18 protein-coding genes are annotated in these 18147 nt (G+C 41.4%); 7 read left to right on the forward strand and 11 right to left on the reverse strand.

Features of this window, described 5'->3' with window-relative positions:
* Window positions 1-149: 149 nt before the first annotated feature.
* From accC to BLQ57_RS08855, 4 genes are all read right to left on the reverse strand, one after another.
* Entirely contained in the window at window positions 150-1499 is a 1350-nt protein-coding gene (accC, locus tag BLQ57_RS08840) for an acetyl-CoA carboxylase biotin carboxylase subunit (RefSeq protein ID WP_087939510.1), read from the reverse strand.
* Between the two features lie 23 nt (window positions 1500-1522).
* Complete coding sequence (gene accB / locus BLQ57_RS08845; RefSeq protein ID WP_087939486.1) at window positions 1523-1993, reverse strand: acetyl-CoA carboxylase biotin carboxyl carrier protein; 471 nt, start codon at window positions 1991-1993, stop codon at window positions 1523-1525.
* Window positions 1994-2080: 87 nt separating this feature from the next.
* Window positions 2081-2644, reverse strand: a complete 564-nt coding sequence (gene efp, locus BLQ57_RS08850) for an elongation factor P (protein ID WP_087939487.1) — start codon at window positions 2642-2644, stop codon at window positions 2081-2083.
* A 27-nt stretch (window positions 2645-2671) separates the two neighbouring features.
* Entirely contained in the window at window positions 2672-3670 is a 999-nt protein-coding gene (locus BLQ57_RS08855) for a beta-ketoacyl-ACP synthase III (RefSeq protein ID WP_087939488.1), read from the reverse strand.
* 89 nt (window positions 3671-3759) lie between these two features.
* On the opposite strand from BLQ57_RS08855, the gene BLQ57_RS21560 reads away from it, so the two are divergent.
* Window positions 3760-3882, forward strand: a complete 123-nt coding sequence (locus BLQ57_RS21560) for a hypothetical protein (protein ID WP_262481075.1) — start codon at window positions 3760-3762, stop codon at window positions 3880-3882.
* 2 nt (window positions 3883-3884) lie between these two features.
* On the opposite strand, the gene rpmF is transcribed toward BLQ57_RS21560, so the two are convergent.
* From rpmF to pdxA, 3 genes are all read right to left on the reverse strand, one after another.
* Window positions 3885-4076, reverse strand: a complete 192-nt coding sequence (gene rpmF / locus BLQ57_RS08860) for a 50S ribosomal protein L32 (protein WP_087939489.1) — start codon at window positions 4074-4076, stop codon at window positions 3885-3887.
* A gap of 18 nt (window positions 4077-4094) precedes the next feature.
* Window positions 4095-4652: a YceD family protein gene (locus BLQ57_RS08865; RefSeq protein WP_087939490.1), complete on the reverse strand. Its 558-nt coding sequence runs from the start codon at window positions 4650-4652 to the stop codon at window positions 4095-4097.
* Between the two features lie 86 nt (window positions 4653-4738).
* Window positions 4739-5764: a 4-hydroxythreonine-4-phosphate dehydrogenase PdxA gene (gene pdxA, locus BLQ57_RS08870; RefSeq protein WP_087939491.1), complete on the reverse strand. Its 1026-nt coding sequence runs from the start codon at window positions 5762-5764 to the stop codon at window positions 4739-4741.
* Window positions 5765-5870: 106 nt separating this feature from the next.
* Between pdxA and rsmA the strand changes: the two genes are divergently transcribed.
* The 5 genes from rsmA (at window position 5871) to BLQ57_RS08895 (ending at window position 10046) form a co-directional block, all read left to right on the forward strand.
* Complete coding sequence (gene rsmA / locus BLQ57_RS08875; RefSeq protein WP_087939492.1) at window positions 5871-6656, forward strand: 16S rRNA (adenine(1518)-N(6)/adenine(1519)-N(6))-dimethyltransferase RsmA; 786 nt, start codon at window positions 5871-5873, stop codon at window positions 6654-6656.
* Window positions 6643-8010, forward strand: a complete 1368-nt coding sequence (gene mgtE, locus BLQ57_RS08880) for a magnesium transporter (protein ID WP_087939493.1) — start codon at window positions 6643-6645, stop codon at window positions 8008-8010. The genes rsmA and mgtE overlap by 14 nt, the downstream gene beginning before the upstream one ends.
* 5 nt (window positions 8011-8015) lie before the next feature.
* Entirely contained in the window at window positions 8016-8942 is a 927-nt protein-coding gene (locus BLQ57_RS08885; protein WP_087939494.1) for an NAD(P)-dependent oxidoreductase, read from the forward strand.
* A 182-nt stretch (window positions 8943-9124) separates the two neighbouring features.
* Window positions 9125-9598, forward strand: coding sequence for a transcription elongation factor GreA (greA, locus tag BLQ57_RS08890; RefSeq protein WP_087939495.1), 474 nt, complete (start codon window positions 9125-9127; stop codon window positions 9596-9598).
* 55 nt (window positions 9599-9653) lie between these two features.
* On the forward strand, window positions 9654-10046 hold the full coding sequence (locus BLQ57_RS08895; RefSeq protein WP_087939496.1) for an HIT family protein: 393 nt from the start codon (window positions 9654-9656) through the stop codon (window positions 10044-10046).
* 42 nt (window positions 10047-10088) lie between these two features.
* Here BLQ57_RS08895 and BLQ57_RS08900 read toward each other — a convergent pair whose 3' ends face one another.
* From BLQ57_RS08900 to BLQ57_RS08915, 4 genes are all read right to left on the reverse strand, one after another.
* Window positions 10089-10523, reverse strand: a complete 435-nt coding sequence (locus BLQ57_RS08900) for a hypothetical protein (protein WP_087939497.1) — start codon at window positions 10521-10523, stop codon at window positions 10089-10091.
* Window positions 10524-10592: 69 nt separating this feature from the next.
* A complete protein-coding gene (locus tag BLQ57_RS08905; RefSeq protein WP_087939498.1) occupies window positions 10593-11774 on the reverse strand; it encodes a class I SAM-dependent rRNA methyltransferase in 1182 nt (393 codons plus the stop codon).
* A complete protein-coding gene (locus tag BLQ57_RS08910; protein WP_087939499.1) occupies window positions 11761-13158 on the reverse strand; it encodes a high affinity choline transporter 1 in 1398 nt (465 codons plus the stop codon). Before BLQ57_RS08910 ends, BLQ57_RS08905 begins: the two co-directional genes overlap by 14 nt.
* A 9-nt stretch (window positions 13159-13167) precedes the next feature.
* Window positions 13168-14787 (reverse strand): ABC-F family ATP-binding cassette domain-containing protein, encoded by a 1620-nt coding sequence (locus tag BLQ57_RS08915; protein ID WP_087939500.1) that lies wholly within the window; start codon window positions 14785-14787, stop codon window positions 13168-13170.
* A 162-nt stretch (window positions 14788-14949) separates the two neighbouring features.
* Here BLQ57_RS08915 and BLQ57_RS08920 point away from each other — a divergent pair, with 162 nt between their 5' ends.
* On the forward strand, window positions 14950-18090 hold the full coding sequence (locus BLQ57_RS08920) for a PKD domain-containing protein (protein ID WP_087939501.1): 3141 nt from the start codon (window positions 14950-14952) through the stop codon (window positions 18088-18090).
* Window positions 18091-18147: the final 57 nt, after the last annotated feature.

An 18147-nucleotide genomic window follows, 5' to 3' on the forward strand; every position in this document is an offset into this window, starting at 1 on the left:
ATAAGTTAGGGAAATTTATTTCAAAATTTACCCAGCTTCTTTAAAAAAAAGTGAAAAGAAAAAATAGTGGAGGGGTCTTTAGGGTAGGTATAAAAAAAGCCATCCGAATAGATGGCTTTTGAATCTTTTAAGAAAAGGAATATTCCTCTTTATTTTTTTATGACTGAAAAGTCAAAGTCTTCAAGAAATTTCGTGGTAAAATTGCCTGCTTTGAATTCTTCATTTTCCAATAATGCGATATGGAAAGGGATTGTTGTTTTGATTCCATCGATGACAAATTCCTCAAGGGCCCGCTTCATTCTTACGATGACTTCCTCTCTAGACTGACCGCTGACAATCAGCTTCGCAATCATAGAATCATAATTAGGAGGAATCACATAGCCCGCATAGACGTGCGAATCCACTCTTACTCCTCTACCACCAGGAATATGAAGGTTCTGAATCTTTCCAGGGCTAGGTCTAAAACCATTAGCAGGATCTTCGGCATTGATTCGGCATTCCATTGCGAATAGCTTAGGAAAGTAGTTTTGTCCGCTGATTTTTTCGCCAGCGGCTACTTTTATTTGCTCTTTGATAAGGTCAAAGTCTGTCACTTCCTCTGTGATAGGATGTTCTACCTGAATCCGGGTATTCATCTCCATAAAGTAGAAGTTTCTATTCTTGTCTACCAAAAACTCTATGGTGCCTGCACCTTCGTAACCTATGGCTTCCGCCCCCTTGATGGCCGCTTTTCCCATAGCTTCCCGTAGTTCGTCGGTGATAAATGGGGAAGGGGTCTCTTCTACGAGTTTTTGATGTCTTCGCTGAATAGAGCAGTCGCGCTCTGAAAGGTGACAGGCTTTCCCACTAGAATCACCTATAATCTGGATTTCTATATGTCTAGGTTCTTCGACAAATTTCTCGAGATAAAGTCCATCATTTCCAAATGCGGCGCCAGATTCCATTTTGGCATCGTCCCATGCTTTTTTAAATTCTTTATCTTCCTTGACGATTCGCATGCCTCGTCCTCCTCCGCCTGCAGTTGCTTTCAAAATTACAGGATACCCCATTTCGTTGGCAATCTTAAGTCCTTGCTCTATGGAGTCAAGAAGACCTTCTGAACCAGGAATAGTCGGTACACCGGCAGCTTTCATGGTAGCTTTTGCAGTAGCTTTGTCGCCCATTTTGGCAATCATTTCCGGAGAAGCTCCTATGAATTTGATCCCGTATTCGTCGCAGATCTGAGAGAATTCCGCATTTTCTGATAGAAAACCATATCCCGGGTGGATAGCATCTGCATTGGTGATTTCTGCTGCAGCAATGATTCGTGGAATATTCAAATACGAATCTCTACTGGGAGCAGGTCCTATGCATACAGCTTCGTCCGCAAATCTAACGTGTAAACTGTCCTTATCTGCCGTGGAATAAACTGCTACTGTCTTGATACCCATTTCCTTGCAGGTCCGGATAATTCTCAGAGCAATCTCTCCTCTATTTGCTATTAATATTTTTTTGAACACAGCGTAATGGTTTGGGTTTAGACTCATCCTGCAGGATCAACCAAGAATAATGGTTGATCGTATTCTACTGGTGTAGCATTTGATACGAGTACTTTTACAATTTTTCCAGAGATCTCTGATTCGATTTCATTGAAAAGTTTCATCGCTTCGATGATACATACAGTTTGTCCTGCTTTGATGGTGTCACCTACATTGACAAATGGGTCGGAATCTGGATTGGGAGTGACATAAAAAGTGCCAATCATGGGAGATTTGATTTCTACAAGATTGGAGCTAGGAGCAGCGGGTTCTGGAGCTGGTGAAGGTGCCGCTGCCGGAGCCGCAGGTGCGGGACTAGGAGCCGGTGCTGCGGGTGCTGCTTCTACTACTCTGACTTGTGCAGACTCTGCGTATTTTTTGATTGAAAGTTCAAATTCTTCTGTTTTGATTTTGACTTCGGCCAAACCGGAATTTGAGATGTAATCGATCAATTCCTGAATTTCTTTTGCTTTCATAAGGTTCGTTGTTTGTTTGCCAAATGGCTAGATAGGTAATAAAACACTAAAGCTGTGTAATTTACAAAAATCACACAGCTTTCTCTATTATTTTACTCGTTCGGAATAGGACCCGTCTCGAGTATCAACTTTAATGACAGTATCTTGCTCCACAAATAAAGGCACCATTACGGTGGCACCGGTCTCTAGGGTTGCTGGTTTGAGTGCATTTGTAGCTGTATCTCCTTTGATCCCTGGTTCGGTGTAGGTGATCATAAGCTCTACGAAAGGAGGGAGCTCAACAGAAAGAGGAGTCTCCGTCTCATCATGAATCAAAATGTCGCAAAGTTGACCGTCTTTTAGCAAGTCTGCTCTTTCGATGAGCTTTTCTTCAATGATAATCTGCTCGAAGGTATTAGTATCCATAAAGTTATATCCCATGTCATCAGAATACAAATATTGATGGGGTCTTTTCTCTACTCTGGCGGTAGTTACTTTTTCACCGGCATTGAAAGTCTTGTCCAATGTCTTCCCTGAGGTTAGGCTTTTTAGTTTGGTTCGAACGAAAGCCGCTCCTTTACCAGGTTTTACATGCTGAAAGTCTGTTATACTCCAGATGTCATTGTTCATTTCAAGACATAGTCCATTTTTGAAATCCGCGGTACTTGCCATATACTATTTGAGTTTATTTCTAAATGATTATTTAGGATCGTAGGCCCATTTGACATAAATGGCACCCCATGTAAATCCACCTCCGAAGGCTGCCAAAATAAGGTTATCACCTTTTTTGAGTTGGTTTTCGTAATCCCAAAGACAAAGAGGAATTGTCCCTGATGTCGTGTTGCCGTACCGCTCTATGTTCATCATGACTTTATCCGGTCCGACTCCCATTCGATTTGCAGTAGCATCTATGATTCGCTTGTTTGCCTGATGAGGCACCAGCCAGGCGACGTCATCCCCACTGAGTCCATTTCGCTCCATGACCTCGGCACTGACATCTGCCATATTGGTTACGGCAAATTTGAAAACAGTAGATCCCTCTTGGTAGGCAAAATGTTCTCGTGCTTCGACTGTTTCGTGGGTGGCTGGCTTCCTACTACCTCCGGCTTTCATATGAAGGTAAGGTTCACCGGAGCCATCTGCTTTTAAAATAGCGTCACGTATTCCGAATTCGCTTGTAGTAGGCTCTAGCAATACTGCCCCTGCACCATCACCAAACAAAATACAGGTAGTGCGATCCTGATAGTCTACGATAGAGGACATTTTATCTGCACCTACGACGATTACTTTTTTGTGAGTTCCGGCTTGTATAAATTGTGATCCTAACTGTAATGCATACAAAAATCCAGAACAGGCAGCAGAAATATCAAAGCTAAAACTGTTTTTTGCACCCACCTTATCTGCAATGATATTAGCAGTAGCAGGAAAGGGCATATCAGGGGTGACGGTAGCACAGATAATCAGCTCGACATCGAGTGGATCCGTTCCGGTTTTTTCCAGTAGTCCTTTTACAGCACCGATTCCCATGACGGAGGTTCCTTGATTTTCTCCTTTGAGAATGCGGCGCTCTTTGATGCCGGTACGAGAGGTAATCCACTCATCGTTTGTTTCTACCAGCTTCTCAAGCTCTTTGTTGGTCAACCTGTATTCAGGCACATAGCCTTGAATACCCGTGATCATCGCTTTGATATTATCCATTCTGTTTGATTTATTTCAAAAAGCAACGCTTGTCTTTTTGACTTCATTTATTTGCTAGGTTTCCCGAGGGAAGGCCAAAAATATTATAAATGCTTCTTACCACCAAAATAAATCAACCTTACCTGATCCAAGAGGCTGGTAACAAAGCGCTTGTACTTTTCCAAAAAAAAATCCATCTCGGTGAGGAGATGGATTTTGTGGATTTTAGCTAAGATTAAGCCATAATTTCTTTTTCGATAATTACCTGACCTTTGTAGTACAGTTTGCCGTCGAGCCAAAAAGCTCTGTGAGGAAGGTGCATTTCGCCTGTGGTAGGACATTTTGCTAGTCCAGGAGCCTCAAGCTTATAATGAGTTCTTCTTTTATCTCTTCTGGTTTTCGAAATTTTTCGTTTAGGATGTGCCATTTTATGCGTGGTTTATGATTATTCTTTTTTCTTTAAGTTTTTGAGCTTTTCCCATCGGGGATCCACTAATTCTGTATTTTCTTCTGTTAATTTTTCCTCTTCCGAGTTTTGAGATTCTAGGTAAACGTACTGACCTTCGGCATCTTCGATCTCATGGAGTTCGTTTTTGTAATCCGGGTGGATTTTTTTTGCGGGAAGAGCCAGTAGAATAAACTCATAGATCAACTGAGCCACATTTACCTTGGGAGTGTCTCGGGTGATCATGATGATGTTTTCATCTATTTCTTTTTCTTCAGAACCGTATTTATAGAGGATTTCTTCTTCTACAACCAACTCATGCTGAAATTCTTCCAAGCTTCTGTCACAGATCAATTGAACTGTTCCTTCTATTTGAAAGATCATTTCTAATACGTTAGCTCCTTTATTCAATTTGACCCTTGTGGTCAAATTCCCTTTTTTTACCAATTCATTGTCCTCGAATGAATCAAAAAAGGTATCATCAATTTTGAAATCGATCTCATGAATACCTTCCGTGAACTTAATCACCTCAATATCAAAGCCTCTCAAGAATTTCACGATTCCTCCTTTCGATTTAAGACCGCAAAATTAGTAATATTTTTGTTTTCCTGAAATACTTCGTGCAATTATATTTCCTTTCTTCTTTAGTGGGTGAATTCCTCGATCTCTTGATGCTGCTGTACGATGTCTGCCGCAAGAAATATAGCCGCGCGCATGGAATTTTCGTCAGCAAGATTTTTGCCGGCTATGTTATAGGCAGTTCCATGATCGGGAGAAGTGCGTACTACGGGCAATCCTGCGGTAAAATTTACTCCTTCGCTAAATGCAATTGATTTAAACGGGATTAAACCTTGGTCGTGATACATGGCCAAAATGCCATCAAATTTAGTCTGATGCATCATGCCAAAGAATCCATCAGATGGGTAAGGACCAAATACCAATTTGTTTTCCTCCTTCAGTTCATTGATGGCAGGTTTGATAATTTGAATCTCTTCATCTCCTAAAAGTCCATCTTCACCAGCATGGGGATTGAGGCCTAATATTGCTACCCTAGGTTTGGCTATACCAAAATCTTTCTTGAGGCTGTTGAGCATTAGGTTTGCTTTTTCCTTTATGCTTTCTTTAGAAATGCTTTGTGCTACTTTGCTCAGAGGTATGTGACCTGTGACTAAACCAACCCGCAACTGTTCGGCCACTAAAAACATCAGACTGTTCTTAGAACCTACTGTTTTGGTGATGAACTCAGTATGACCAATAAATTTAAAATCCTCCGAATTCATGTTATTCTTATTGACTGGAGCGGTGACAAGGGCATGAATTTTTTTATCTTTCAGATCATTTACGGCAGCTTTTAGTGCCTCAAGCGCAAGTTTTCCTGATTCTTGGGTCTCTACTCCTGGAATGACTTCGGGACATTCCTCCAATGCATTAATTACATTGATTCGCTTAGGCTGTAGCTCGTCCAAACTTTTTATTTGCACAAAATTAAAGTCTTCAAGTTCGAGAAGTTTCCTGTAAAAGCTCAGCGCTTTACCATGACCATAGATCAGAGGAGTAAAATTTTTGTAAGTTCTCTGATCGAGTAGCGCTTTCATAGTGACTTCGGCACCGATCCCGTTGATATCACCAATACTGATTCCGATAATGGGCTTTGCTAGTTTTGCACTCATATAGTAGGTTTATTTAGAAAAGGAAAGGTTCAAAATGAGCCTGCAAACCTTTTGGAATAATGTCTTAATTTAGCCGCAAGTTATAAAAATTTATTAGAGCTATTCGATGGAAAAAGTAAGACCCAAAAAACATCTAGGACAACATTTCTTGACAGATTTGGGGATTGCTGAGCAAATAGCAATGGCTGTTCAGGGACACATGGGAGTTCAGCAGCTCTTGGAGATTGGTCCCGGGATGGGAGTACTGACTGACTACCTCCTCAAGCTCCCGATGGAACTATATTTGATTGATATTGATTCTGAATCTGTAGTTTATCTGCAAAAAAAATATCCTCAACTCGGTTCTAAGATTATAGAAGGGGATTATTTGAAAGAAAACTTTGATGAGCAATTGCCTGAGCAATATGCCATTGCAGGTAATTTTCCCTACAATATTTCTTCTCAGATTTTATTTCGTGTATTGGAAGAGCGGCAAAAAGTCACCGAAGTAGTGTGCATGCTACAAAAGGAAGTAGCAAAGCGCATTGCCTCTCCTAAAGGAAATAAAGACTATGGAATTCTGTCGGTGCTTTTACAGGCCTACTATGACATAGAGTACTTATTCTCAGTTCCTCCAAGTGTTTTTAACCCTCCTCCAAAAGTTAATTCCGGAGTGATCAGGCTAAAAAGAAATTCTATCGAAAAGTTAGAGTGTAATGAACGGTTGTTTTTCCAAGTGGTGAAGGCCGGTTTTGGCAACCGTCGAAAAACCTTGAGAAATTCCTTAAAGTCCTTTCAATTAGCAGAGGATTTCAAGTCACATCCCATCTTAGACAAACGAGCCGAACAATTGGATGTGGCAGATTTTGTTTTTTTAACCCAACAAATTGACGCTTCTCGTGGAAATCATTAAGCAATTTGAACTGTCCAAAGAGTATCTTGAAAGTCTCCGATACGCTATCGAGTCGGAAGATCTCGAATTTATAGTAGATTCTTTCGAAGGCGTTAACGTAGCGGACATAGCAGCTATTCTAGACGAATTGTCGATGGAAGAGTCAATCTATGTCCTTAGGGCGGTGGAGAAGCAAATTGCAGCTGATATATTGATTGAGATTGATGACAATACGCTGTATAGAGTTCTTCATGAATTTGAGCAACCGGAAATAGCTTCCTACATCGAATTGATGGATTCGGATGATGGGGCAGATATTTTAAAACTTTTTGGAGAGCGGGAGCGGGAAGATGTCATCTCGCACTTTCAGGATAAATTAAAATCAGACCAAGTTCTAGACCTCTTACGCTATGAAGAAGATACGGCAGGGGGGATCATGGCCAAGGAATTTATCCGAGCCAATAAAAACTGGAATATTATACAGACTATCAATGAAATCAGAAGACAGGCTGAAAATGTTGAAAAAATTTTTTCGATTTATGTAGTTAATAATAGACAGCAGCTTCTTGGAAGAGTCTCTCTGAAAAAAATCATCCTAGCCGGTGAAAACACCAAAATTGAGGACATTTATGAGGAGGATGTAATTTCCGTTCCTACCTATATGGATCAAGAGGAAGTGGCGGCCATCATGAGAAAATATGACTTGGAATCCGTCCCAGTAGTCAATGCTAAAAACAAATTGGTAGGGAGGATTACTGTCGATGATATCTTGGATGTGGTGCAGGAAGAAGCAGAAGAAGATATTCAGGCCATGGCAGGTATCTCTGGAGATATTGAGGAGTCCGATTCAATTTTTATGATTACTAAGGCGCGGCTACCTTGGCTTCTGATCGGAGTGATGGGAGGCTTGATGGGAGCAAAGATCATCGGATTCTTTGAAGACGGACTTAATAAATATTTGGCTCTAGCCTCTTTTATCCCTCTGGTAGCGGCTACGGGAGGTAACGTGGGGATTCAGGCCTCATCCTTGATTGTGCAGTCGCTTGCTTCCAAATCTGTATTTGATGATACTCCATTTCAGCGATTTGTCAAAGGACTTTTAATTGCCCTAATCAACGGATTGGTGTTGGGTTTATTTGTGTTTTTGGTGGTGGTTTTCCTTTACGGGTTTGACCCTATTTTTGGAGTTACTGTTGGTTTTGCACTTTTTTGTGTGGTTTTAATAGCATCCTTTATGGGTACGGTGACCCCATTGGTGTTGAATAGATTTGGAATTAATCCTGCTATTGCTTCAGGTCCATTTATTACCACTACCAATGACCTTTTGGGACTCGCTGTATACTTTGGGATTGCGATGCTTTTGCTTAATCTTTGATTTCTATGAGGATTTTGATTATTGATGAGATGCACCTCAGCATCATCAGTTTGCTTGAAAAAGAAGGACACACTATCCACTACGAGCCTAAAATCACACGTGCGGAAATCCTAGACTGTGTGCAGGACTACGAAGGGCTGATCATTCGGTCCAAAACTCCTATGGATAGACAACTTTTAGAAAAAGCCATAAACCTGCAGTTTATAGGAAGAGCTGGTGCAGGACTCGATCAGATTGATCTGGATTACCTTGTAGAGCGCGGAATAAAGCTTTTTCATGCCGCAAAAGGGAATCGTGACGCTGTGGCAGAGCATGCCATAGGTGGTCTTCTGGCGCTTTTCAATCATCTTATGAAAGCAGATGCCGAAGTAAGAAAAGGTATCTGGGATCGTGAAGGCAATAGAGGCCATGAGCTCATGGGGAAAACCGTAGGGGTTTTTGGTTATGGTAATATGGGAGCCGCTTTTGCAAAACGACTCCGAGGTTTTGAGGTGAGAGTGATGGCCTATGACAAATACAAAACCGGATTTGAGAGTAATCATGTAGAAGAGGTTATTTGGGAAAAAATTAAGGCAGAAGCAGATATTTTGAGTATTCATGTGCCGCTCACCTCAGAAACTCGAGACTTCTTTAGCTATGAAGAACTTGCAGGGTTTCAAAAGCCCATTTGGTTGATCAACACTGCGAGAGGAGAGGTGATAAGTTTCAACACCCTAAACCGCGCTTTGGATGAAGGATTACTCAAGGGGGTCGTTTTGGATGTGCTTGAAAATGAAAAATTTCAAAAATTCACCGTAGCTCAAAAAACTGAATTCGAACGGTTGGCTGCTCGTGAAAATGTGCTATTCTCTCCTCATGTGGCAGGTTGGACTTTTGAGTCCTACGAAAAAATCAATCGGGTACTGGCAAAGAAAATTAAAAAAGCATTTTAAATTAATTATCACAGCTAAGAGACCTAAAAAGGTACTTCTATGGAATTGAAAATTTTTCTAAAAATTGCTTTCTGATTAAGTATTTTATATTTTTGTTCATCAAATAAGGAAAAGAAACAAAGTAACGGTCTCCACCACGTGACCGTTACTTTGTTTTTTGTGCCTACCTAAAATATCAAAGTATGTCCAAAATACAATATTACACCGAAGAAGGATTGAAGAAACTCAAGGATGAGCTTCATGAATTGAAAACAAAGGGGAGAACTGATATCGCTAAGCAGATTGCAGAGGCAAGAGACAAAGGTGATTTGTCCGAAAATGCTGAATATGATGCCGCAAAAGATGCTCAGGGGCTTTTGGAATTAAAGATCGCGAAGCTTGAGGCAGTGGTAGGAAATGCCCGTGTTCTAGACAATTCAAAAATGGATACTTCTAAGGCGGGGATTCTTAGTACCGTAAAAATCAAAAACGTCAAGAATGGCATGGTGGTCAGTTATACTTTAGTTTCCGAAGAGGAAGCGGACCTCAAGGCGGGAAAGATTTCCTTGGCTTCTCCTTTTGGGAGAGGGCTAAATGGCAAAAAAGTAGGTGACATTGCGGAGATTATAGCTCCTGCAGGTAAGCTCCAATTTGAAATCCTTGAAATTAGCTATTAAAATTTTTATCAACTTTAATCCCGGTATTCGCCGGGATTTTTTATTTTAGGATATTATGGCAAGTATATTTACAAAAATCATCAATCGGGAAATTCCCGCGCATATCGTTGCAGAAAATGATCAATTTATCGCCTTTTTGGATATCATGCCTTTAGTCAAAGGGCATGTGTTGGTAGTGCCAAAGCAAGAGGTGGATTACATTTTTGATCTTGAGCCGGATGTGCTTTCAGGACTTCATCTTTTCGCACAGCAAGTAGCCAAAGCAATGGATAAAACCATCAAATGCACTAGAATAGGGGTGGCCGTCATTGGTCTTGAAGTGCCTCATGTCCATGTGCATTTAGTACCTTTAAAGTCCATGGATGACATTAATTTTACCAGACCTAAATTAAAACTTTCACAAGAAGAGCTTGGGGATATTGCTCATCAGATCAAGAAAGGATTCTAAAATAAAAAATCCGGTTCATCTACTGAACCGGATTTTTTTTGCTTACCCCAACCAGGAACTCCAAGGTATCCTACTTAGAATCAGTACTAAACCAACTGCATAGAGCATATAAATACTTCTAAATTTTGCTCTGGAATCTTGCAATTTTTTAGCTCTGCTATAGCCGATGGTGATGATCACGATGGCAACAATATTGATCAGTGGATGCTCCAGGGCAGTCAGTCTTGCGGCAGGATCTGACATGGCACCGCCACCTTTGAGTAGGTCTAGACCTACTGGACTGATAAAGTAAAGCACTAGTCCTACTAAAAGTTGGATATGTGCTAGAATAAAGGCAATCATGGCAATTTTTCTGTCTTTTTCAGAAAAAGGCTTTCCGCTGAGTGAGCCAACGAGCATTAAAACTATGACCACCACTAGTGCGATCAAGGCCAGGTAGGCCAATCCTGAGTGAAGATGTTGTATTCCAGTGTACATGTTGTTTCGTTATTTTTGTTTGAAAATACTCCAAAAGGTAATATGCTACCTACATTTTTGTTTTAAAATTTATTCCACATAAAGGACAAGTCCCTTTAGGTATTCAGTTTCAGGGTGAAAAATATTCACCGGATGGTCGGCAGGTTGGGTAAGTTGATGAAGAATTTTGACTTGTCTTTTTGATTCTAAGGCCGCAGCAGTAATCGTATGAGCAAACAAAGACTTATCCACTACTTGCGAGCAGGAAAAGGTGAATAGAATTCCCCCAGATTTAATCTTTTTTAAAGCTTCAAGATTCAATCGTTTATACGCTTGCACGGCATTGTGGCGGGCTTTGATATTCTTAGCAAAAGCAGGTGGGTCTAAGACAATAATATCATAATCCTCCCCAATCTCTCGGATGTACTTGACTACATCTGCTACTTTGGATTCGTGCTTGCCCTTAATAGAAGGGTTTAAAGCAATGTTTTCTTCAGTCAACTCGATTGCTTTTGGAGAAATATCCACTGAATGAACTTCAGCAGCACCTTCCAAAAGCGCCAACACAGAAAAGCCTCCTGAATAGCAGAAAGTATTGAGTATTTTTTTTCCTGAGGCCAAAGAGGCTAGGAGCTTACGGTTTTCTCTTTGATCAATGAAAAACCCTGTTTTTTGTCCTTTTTCCCAATCTATTTTATAAGTAGCACCATATTCCTGAACCAAATCTGTTTTTGGTTGACCCCAAAGCCATTTGTTGCCCTCCATGGAGGTGTTTTTTGGGAGTGTTTCTGCACTTTTATCGTAGACAGCACTTACTTTATCCCCGAGAGTCTCTCGAATAGCCTCCCCGATTTCATGCACATGACGGTACATTCCAATATTGTGCGCTTGAATCACAGCCGTACCTTTGTAATAATCCACAATCAAGCCCGGTAATAAGTCTCCTTCACCATGAATCAAACGAAAAACATTGGTTTCCTTTTCAGTTCCGATCTTCATGGCTATTCTGAGTTCGTAGGCTTTTTTTACTCTTTTGGTCCAAAAATTCAGATCGATAGCTTCTTGCTCAAAACTAATAATCCTTACCATAATGGATCCGTGAGAGAAATGTCCTGTCCCTAAAAATGTACCTTTATAAGAAAATACAGACACCAAGTCACCCGACTCCAAGGAATCATCTTTATCGGCAATCGCTCCAGAAAACACCCAATGATGTCTTCGAATAAGAGAGATTTCCTTTCCGCGTTTTAAAATTATTTTAGGATAATTCATCGAATTGTAATTTTTTTTCAGGAAAAGCATAGCTTCCCACTATCATAGATAATATGCTGATAATCAGACCTGAAATATGAGATGGTATTGCCATTTCTAGATTTGAAAGTAGCAAATATCCCAACATACCCAATATCATAGAAAGTAAAGCGCCAACCCGTGAGGCTTTGGACCAATACAATCCCGCCGTCAACGGTACGAAGAGGGAAACCAACATCAAGATAGAAGCACCTGCCACTAGCTCGTAGATATTAGATTTCCAACTTGCCATTATTGTAGCAATAATCGCAACCGCGATCACATTGGCCCTTAAGATCCACAACAAATTTCGGTCTTCTAACTTGTCCCCAAAATAGGGTTTGATAATATTTTCGGATATAATCGCAGCCGGGGCTAAAAGCCCAGAACTGGTCGTACTCATGATGGCAGAGATCAGGGCTCCAAAAAACAATATTTGGATCGGAAGCCCCCCATGCTGCAATACCATAGAGGGTAAGAGCATCTGTTTGTTTTCTAGGTATAGCTCCGGATATAAGACTTTTGCTCCTAGTGCAATAAATAATGGTAATAAACCAAAAGTAAGGTAAAAACCGCCGGCTAGGTAGGTTGATCTGACAGCCACTTTTTCGCTTTTTGATGCCATGACTCGCTGATAAATGTCCTGGCTAGGAATGGAGCCTAGACCTATAATCATCCATGCACCTAGGTAATTCATCCAGTCATTGAATTTGGGGTCTGGAAAAAACTGAAAACTTTCCTCAGGGGCACTGGAAAGGATGACGTTGATTCCTCCGGCATCCTTTGTGATCATCACTGCCACCCATATCAATCCTACCACTATTACAGTGGTCTGGATAAAATCAGTGATAGAAATAGCCCACATGCCTCCCAAGAAGGTATAGAACACTACAATACCTGCCGAAATTAATATTCCCTCCAGAAGACTCAGGTCAGTCACTGCCCCAAATACCAGGCTTAATGCGACCAGTTGGGCGGCTACATAGCCAAAGTAAGCAGGCACCATCAAAATGGATGCGATCAATTCTACCTTTTTACCAAAAATCCTTTTAAATACGTCTCCTATGGTCAGTACATTCATTTTGTACATAGGTCTGAGATAAAACATCCCAAACAGCACTAGACAGAGGGCTCCCCCAAAGGGATCTTCGATTACTCCTAGGAGCCCCTCCTCTAAGTAAACAGAGGAAGCACCAAAAATAGTCTCGGAGCCAAACCAGGTTGCAAAGAGGGCAGAGGCAGATAAAAAAAGCGGGAGAGATCTTCCCGCTAGGACAAAGTCATTGGAGTTTTTGACAAGCTTAGAAGACCAAGCGCCTATGGCTACAGTTGCGCCAAGATAAATAATGATCGAGGTCAGTAGCAAGGCCTTGGCTTAACTATTTCCATACATTTTTTCCCGAATAGCTTTGATCTCGTCACTTTCCAAGTAGTCATCGTAAGGCATTCTTCTATCAATGGTACCGTTAGGAGTGAATTCGATGACTCGGTTGACACTAGACTGCACAAAAGCATGATCATAGGAGGACATCAGAACCGTGCCAGGGAAATCTATGACGGCGTTGTTAAAAGCAGTGATTGATTCCAAGTCCAAGTGGTTGGTAGGCTCATCCATGACCAAAAGGTTGGGATTTTGAAGCATCATTTTGGAAATCATACAACGTACCTTTTCACCTCCAGACAAGACTGTACACTTTTTCAGTGTTTCCTCCCCTGTGAAGAGCATTCTTCCCAAAAAGGTCCTTACATAAGCTTCTTCTTGATTGGTGGAATATTGTCTTAGCCAGTCAATAAGATTCAATTCCGAATTGAAATAACTGGAATTATCATTGGGAAGGTAGGCCTTGTTGATGGTGACTCCCCATTTGAAGGAACCCTTTGTAGCAGGGATTTCCTCCATGATAGTTTGAAAAAATTTATTGACTGCTTGTTTTGTCTTAGATATAAATGCGATTTTGTCACCCTTGTCCACCATCAGATTGACATCTGTGAAATAGGTGACGCCATCCGCTTTCAGCTCCAGATTTTCGGTCATGAAAATCTGATCTCCGGCCTCTCGTTCGGGCTTAAACATGATGCCAGGATATTTTCTGGAAGAAGGCTCAATATCATCTACATTGAGTTTTTCGAGCATCTTCTTTCTAGAGGTTGCTTGTTTTGATTTGGCCACATTGGCCGAGAACCTGGCAATAAACTCCTGAAGTTCTTTTCTTTTTTCCTCTGCTTTTTTATTCTGATCAGACCGCTGCTTTAATGCCAGCTGTGAAGACTCGTACCAGAACGTATAATTTCCAGAGTAAATTTTGATTTTTCCAAAGTCAATATCTACGATATGGGTGGCTACGGAATCCAAGAAGTGACGATCGTGAGACACCACGATGACCAAATTTTTAAAATTGACCAAAAAATCCTCCAACCAGTTGATGGTTTCAGAGTCCAAATCGTTGGTAGGCTCATCCAGGATCAAAATGTCAGGATTGCCAAAAAGAGCCTGGGCAAGTAGAACTCTTACTTTTTGATTTCCTGCCAAATCTTTCATAGGTAGGTAATGAACTTCCTCGCTGATACCTAAGCCGGAAAGAAGCGCAGCTGCATCAGATTCGGCATTCCATCCATCCATTTCGGCAAATTCTGCCTCCAGTTCTGAAGCTCTGATACCATCCTCTTCTGAGAAATCCGCTTTCATATAGATGGCGTCTTTTTCGGACATGATGGAATAAAGCTTTTTGTGTCCCATGAGGACGGTTTTTAATACTTCGATTTCATCAAACTCAAAGTGATTTTGCTTCAATACAGCCATCCGCTGTCCAGGAGTAATGTTGATAGCTCCGGAAGTACTGTCAATTTCACCTGAAAGTATTTTTAAAAAAGTAGATTTACCCGCTCCATTTGCGCCAATCACTCCATAGCAATTACCGGGAGTAAATTTTAAATTGACATCTTCAAATAGGGTTCGCTTTCCAAATTTGAGTGATAGATTATCTACTGAGATCATTTAATGCTTCTGTTTTTTTGAAGGCGCAAAGTTAAGTATTTAATTAATGCTATCACTGATATGAGCAGCAAATCCTAAAATCAAACGGTTTATAGCAATTGATTAGCACTTTTTAGAGAGTTGCTTATATTCGAAAATTACTTTAGGTTTTCTGTATAGCAAATGATAAGAGTTTTAGGAGTAGTTGTGGGGTTTATCTTATTTTTTGGAATGAGTGCTGATGGCTATGCACAGCTGTCTACCGTCGGAAGAGAGTTCTGGGTTGGCTTTATGGAGAATAACCGTATTGCGCCAGGCCCCAATACCAACGGGGCACCGGATTTTGCTGTCATCATCATCACAGCAGATGAAGATGCAACCGGTGCCATCGAGTATCAAGGAGAGACAGCTTCTTTTAACCTGAATGCGGGTCAACAATATACCTTGCGAATACCCACTGATCAACTGGACCTTTTGCACAGAAGGTCTGGCGTCACTGAAAATAAAGGGGTTTATATTTCAAGTAGTGGAAAGATCGCAGTTCATGCATATAATGAACGCTTTAGGAGTGCAGACGGTACTGTGATTCTACCCGTTGGGGCCTTGGGGACTGATTATTATGTCACTTCTCATTATGAACTACTTACTGCCAATGTTAATTACAATGCAAATTCTAACGACGAAAGTACACTCCTGGTAGTTGCTACAGAAGACCAAACACAAGTAGAGATTAACACAACTGTCCCCACACAAGGAGGGGCTCAAGCCAATACACCGTTTACTATTACTTTGAATAGAGGACAGAGCTATCAGCTGAAAGCGAAAGATGATCTAACTGGTACTAGAGTTCGAGTGGTAGGAGCAAATGTAGATGAGTGCAAAAGAATAGCTGTTTTTGGTGGGAATAAGTGGACATCGGTCGGAGATTGTGGGGAAGCCAATGACCACCTTTTTCAGCAAGCCTATCCCGTCACCACCTGGGGGACGTCTTTTGTTCATGTGGCATTATCTGGACGTACTTCAGGAGAATTGGTGAAAGTCCTAGCGGCAGAGGATGGTACAGAGGTCAGAGTAAATGGTGATCTGCAAGGCTCGGTTAACCAAGGGGAGTGGCTACCATTGGAATTTGGCATCAATCAGTCAGGAAAAATTGAAACCAGTAAACCTGCCTCTGTTACTGTATTTTCCAAAAGTCAGGCCTGTAATCAGCCCAATTCACCTAATGCATTTACAGGTGATCCATTCATGATTACCTACAGTCCTAGCGAACAATTTTTAAAGACCTTGACTTTCAATTCCCTCGATTTACCATCTATAGAAAATCATTATGTCAATATTGTCATCAAAGCAGGAACGGAAAATCTGACTGTTTTGGATGGACAGGTCATCGCTACTCAGTTTCAGGTTTTGCCAGGAGATGCCAACTTTCTATACGCCCGAGTGAATATTTCCAGAGGAGTCCATAGGTTGTCAAATCCAGAAGGTTTTGCTGCTTACGCCTATGGTTTTGGGAATTTAGAATCTTATGGCTATGCTGCAGGGGCTGCTTTAGACAATCTCAATTTTCAAACCGAAGCGGAGTATGATTTTGATGTGGTTGGAGAAAACGTTGCCTGTCTCAATGTGCCCGGAGATTGGGTAATCGAGCCGGACAATCCCGATTTCACCTATTTTGTATGGGACTTTGGAGACGGGTCAGCTCGAGAAGAGGGTAAGAGTGTGAGCCATACTTTTTCTGATCCCGGAGATTATGAAGTCAGTGTCTTGGCTGCTTTAAGTCCCAATTCTTGTGATCAGCAGGAGACCATTACTTTTAGCGTTTCTGTAGTGGAAACTGTGGGGGAAATAATTGGTTCCTCTTCGGCTTGTCCAGAAGTAGAGGAGCTGTTGTATTCCTACAAAAGCTCCCAAGCCTTTTCTAAGGTTGAGTTTTTTCCCGTTGGAGGTGATATCGTAGAGTCTACGGATGCTTCTGTGGTGATCAACTGGGGTGTAGCTAATCCCAATGCCTATCTCGAAGCCATTCCTTACTCCGAAAATGGCTGTCCGGGAGATCCTATCATTTTTTCAGTTGTGGTCAATGAACAATTAGAAGCAGAGCCCATTCAGGGGCCAAGTCAAGTGTGTTTTGATTCCAATGTGGTGCATTTTTATGCTGTTCCACAACCTAGTGCAGGAAGAAATTACGAATGGACGGTTTCGGGAGGTCAACTTATCGGAGGTCAGGGTTCGGGGGAAATAGAGGTGATTTGGGATGAGCCAGATATGGAAGGAATAGTTTCTTATGAGGTATCCAGCCTAGTGGATGAATCCTGTCAGGGAGTTTCAGAGCCCTTGCGAGTTCGGGTAGAAGATGAATTTAATTTAACTGCAGCTCAGGTGACAGCTGTAGCTTGCTTTGGTACTGCTACAGGAGAGATACGCTTAGCTATTGAAGGAGGAGTGGCTCCTTTTACTTTTGATTGGTCTCATGACAGTGCTTTAGATGATGTCATAGCAGAAAACTTAGCAGCGGGTACTTATTCAGTAAGAGTAACCGATCAGTTGGGCTGTGAGCGATTACTCGAAAATTTAGAGATTTCAGAACCTGAAGTTTTATCTATTAGTGAGATTGCTCCCATTTCGGTGTCCTGTTTTGGCAAACCTGACGGGCAATTGGATTTGGAGATCGCTGGCGGAATGGCTCCTTATACTATAAATCTTGATGGAGGTCTCCAATTTTCTTCAACGCTTAATCTTTCCGGACTTTCGCAAGGAGATTACGATTTGGAAGTTGTAGATGCTAATGGTTGTATACTTCCTATACAATTTCAAATAGGATCTCCACCCCCATTAGAGGTAGATGTGCGGCTTCAGCAGGCAGCCTGTCCTGGAGGTGATAATGGGGAGCTTATCGCCATGACTATGGCTTCAGGAGGTCCGTTTATCTACGAATGGCAGGGAGAATCCAGCTCAAATAATGAACTCATAGCCGTGCCAAAAGGGAATTATGAGGTATTTGTGACAGATCAGCAAGGCTGCGTAAGCATTGGTATAGGGGAGGTGAAAGAAGCTGCTCCAGAAGTTCGCTTTCCCACAGGGTTTTACCCCGATCGAGATGGGGATTTTTTTCAAGCGGTTTCAAATTGTGAATTGGAATTTGAAATTTGGATTTACAATAGATGGGGAGAGTTAATATATTCGGGCACTGAGGGATGGGATGGCATGATTTCTGGTGTAGATGCTCCTACAGGAACCTATAGTTATACAGTGCAGTATTCTTATGTGCTGGAAGAACAAGTAATTACAGAAAACAAAAGTGGGGCTTTTGCCCTTTTAAGATAAATTACCCAATAAATCACCCAAGTATATCGCCCAAATTAATCACCATGTCAAACGTAT

The organism is Algoriphagus faecimaris, from assembly GCF_900101705.1.
Lineage (GTDB): Bacteria > Bacteroidota > Bacteroidia > Cytophagales > Cyclobacteriaceae > Algoriphagus > Algoriphagus faecimaris.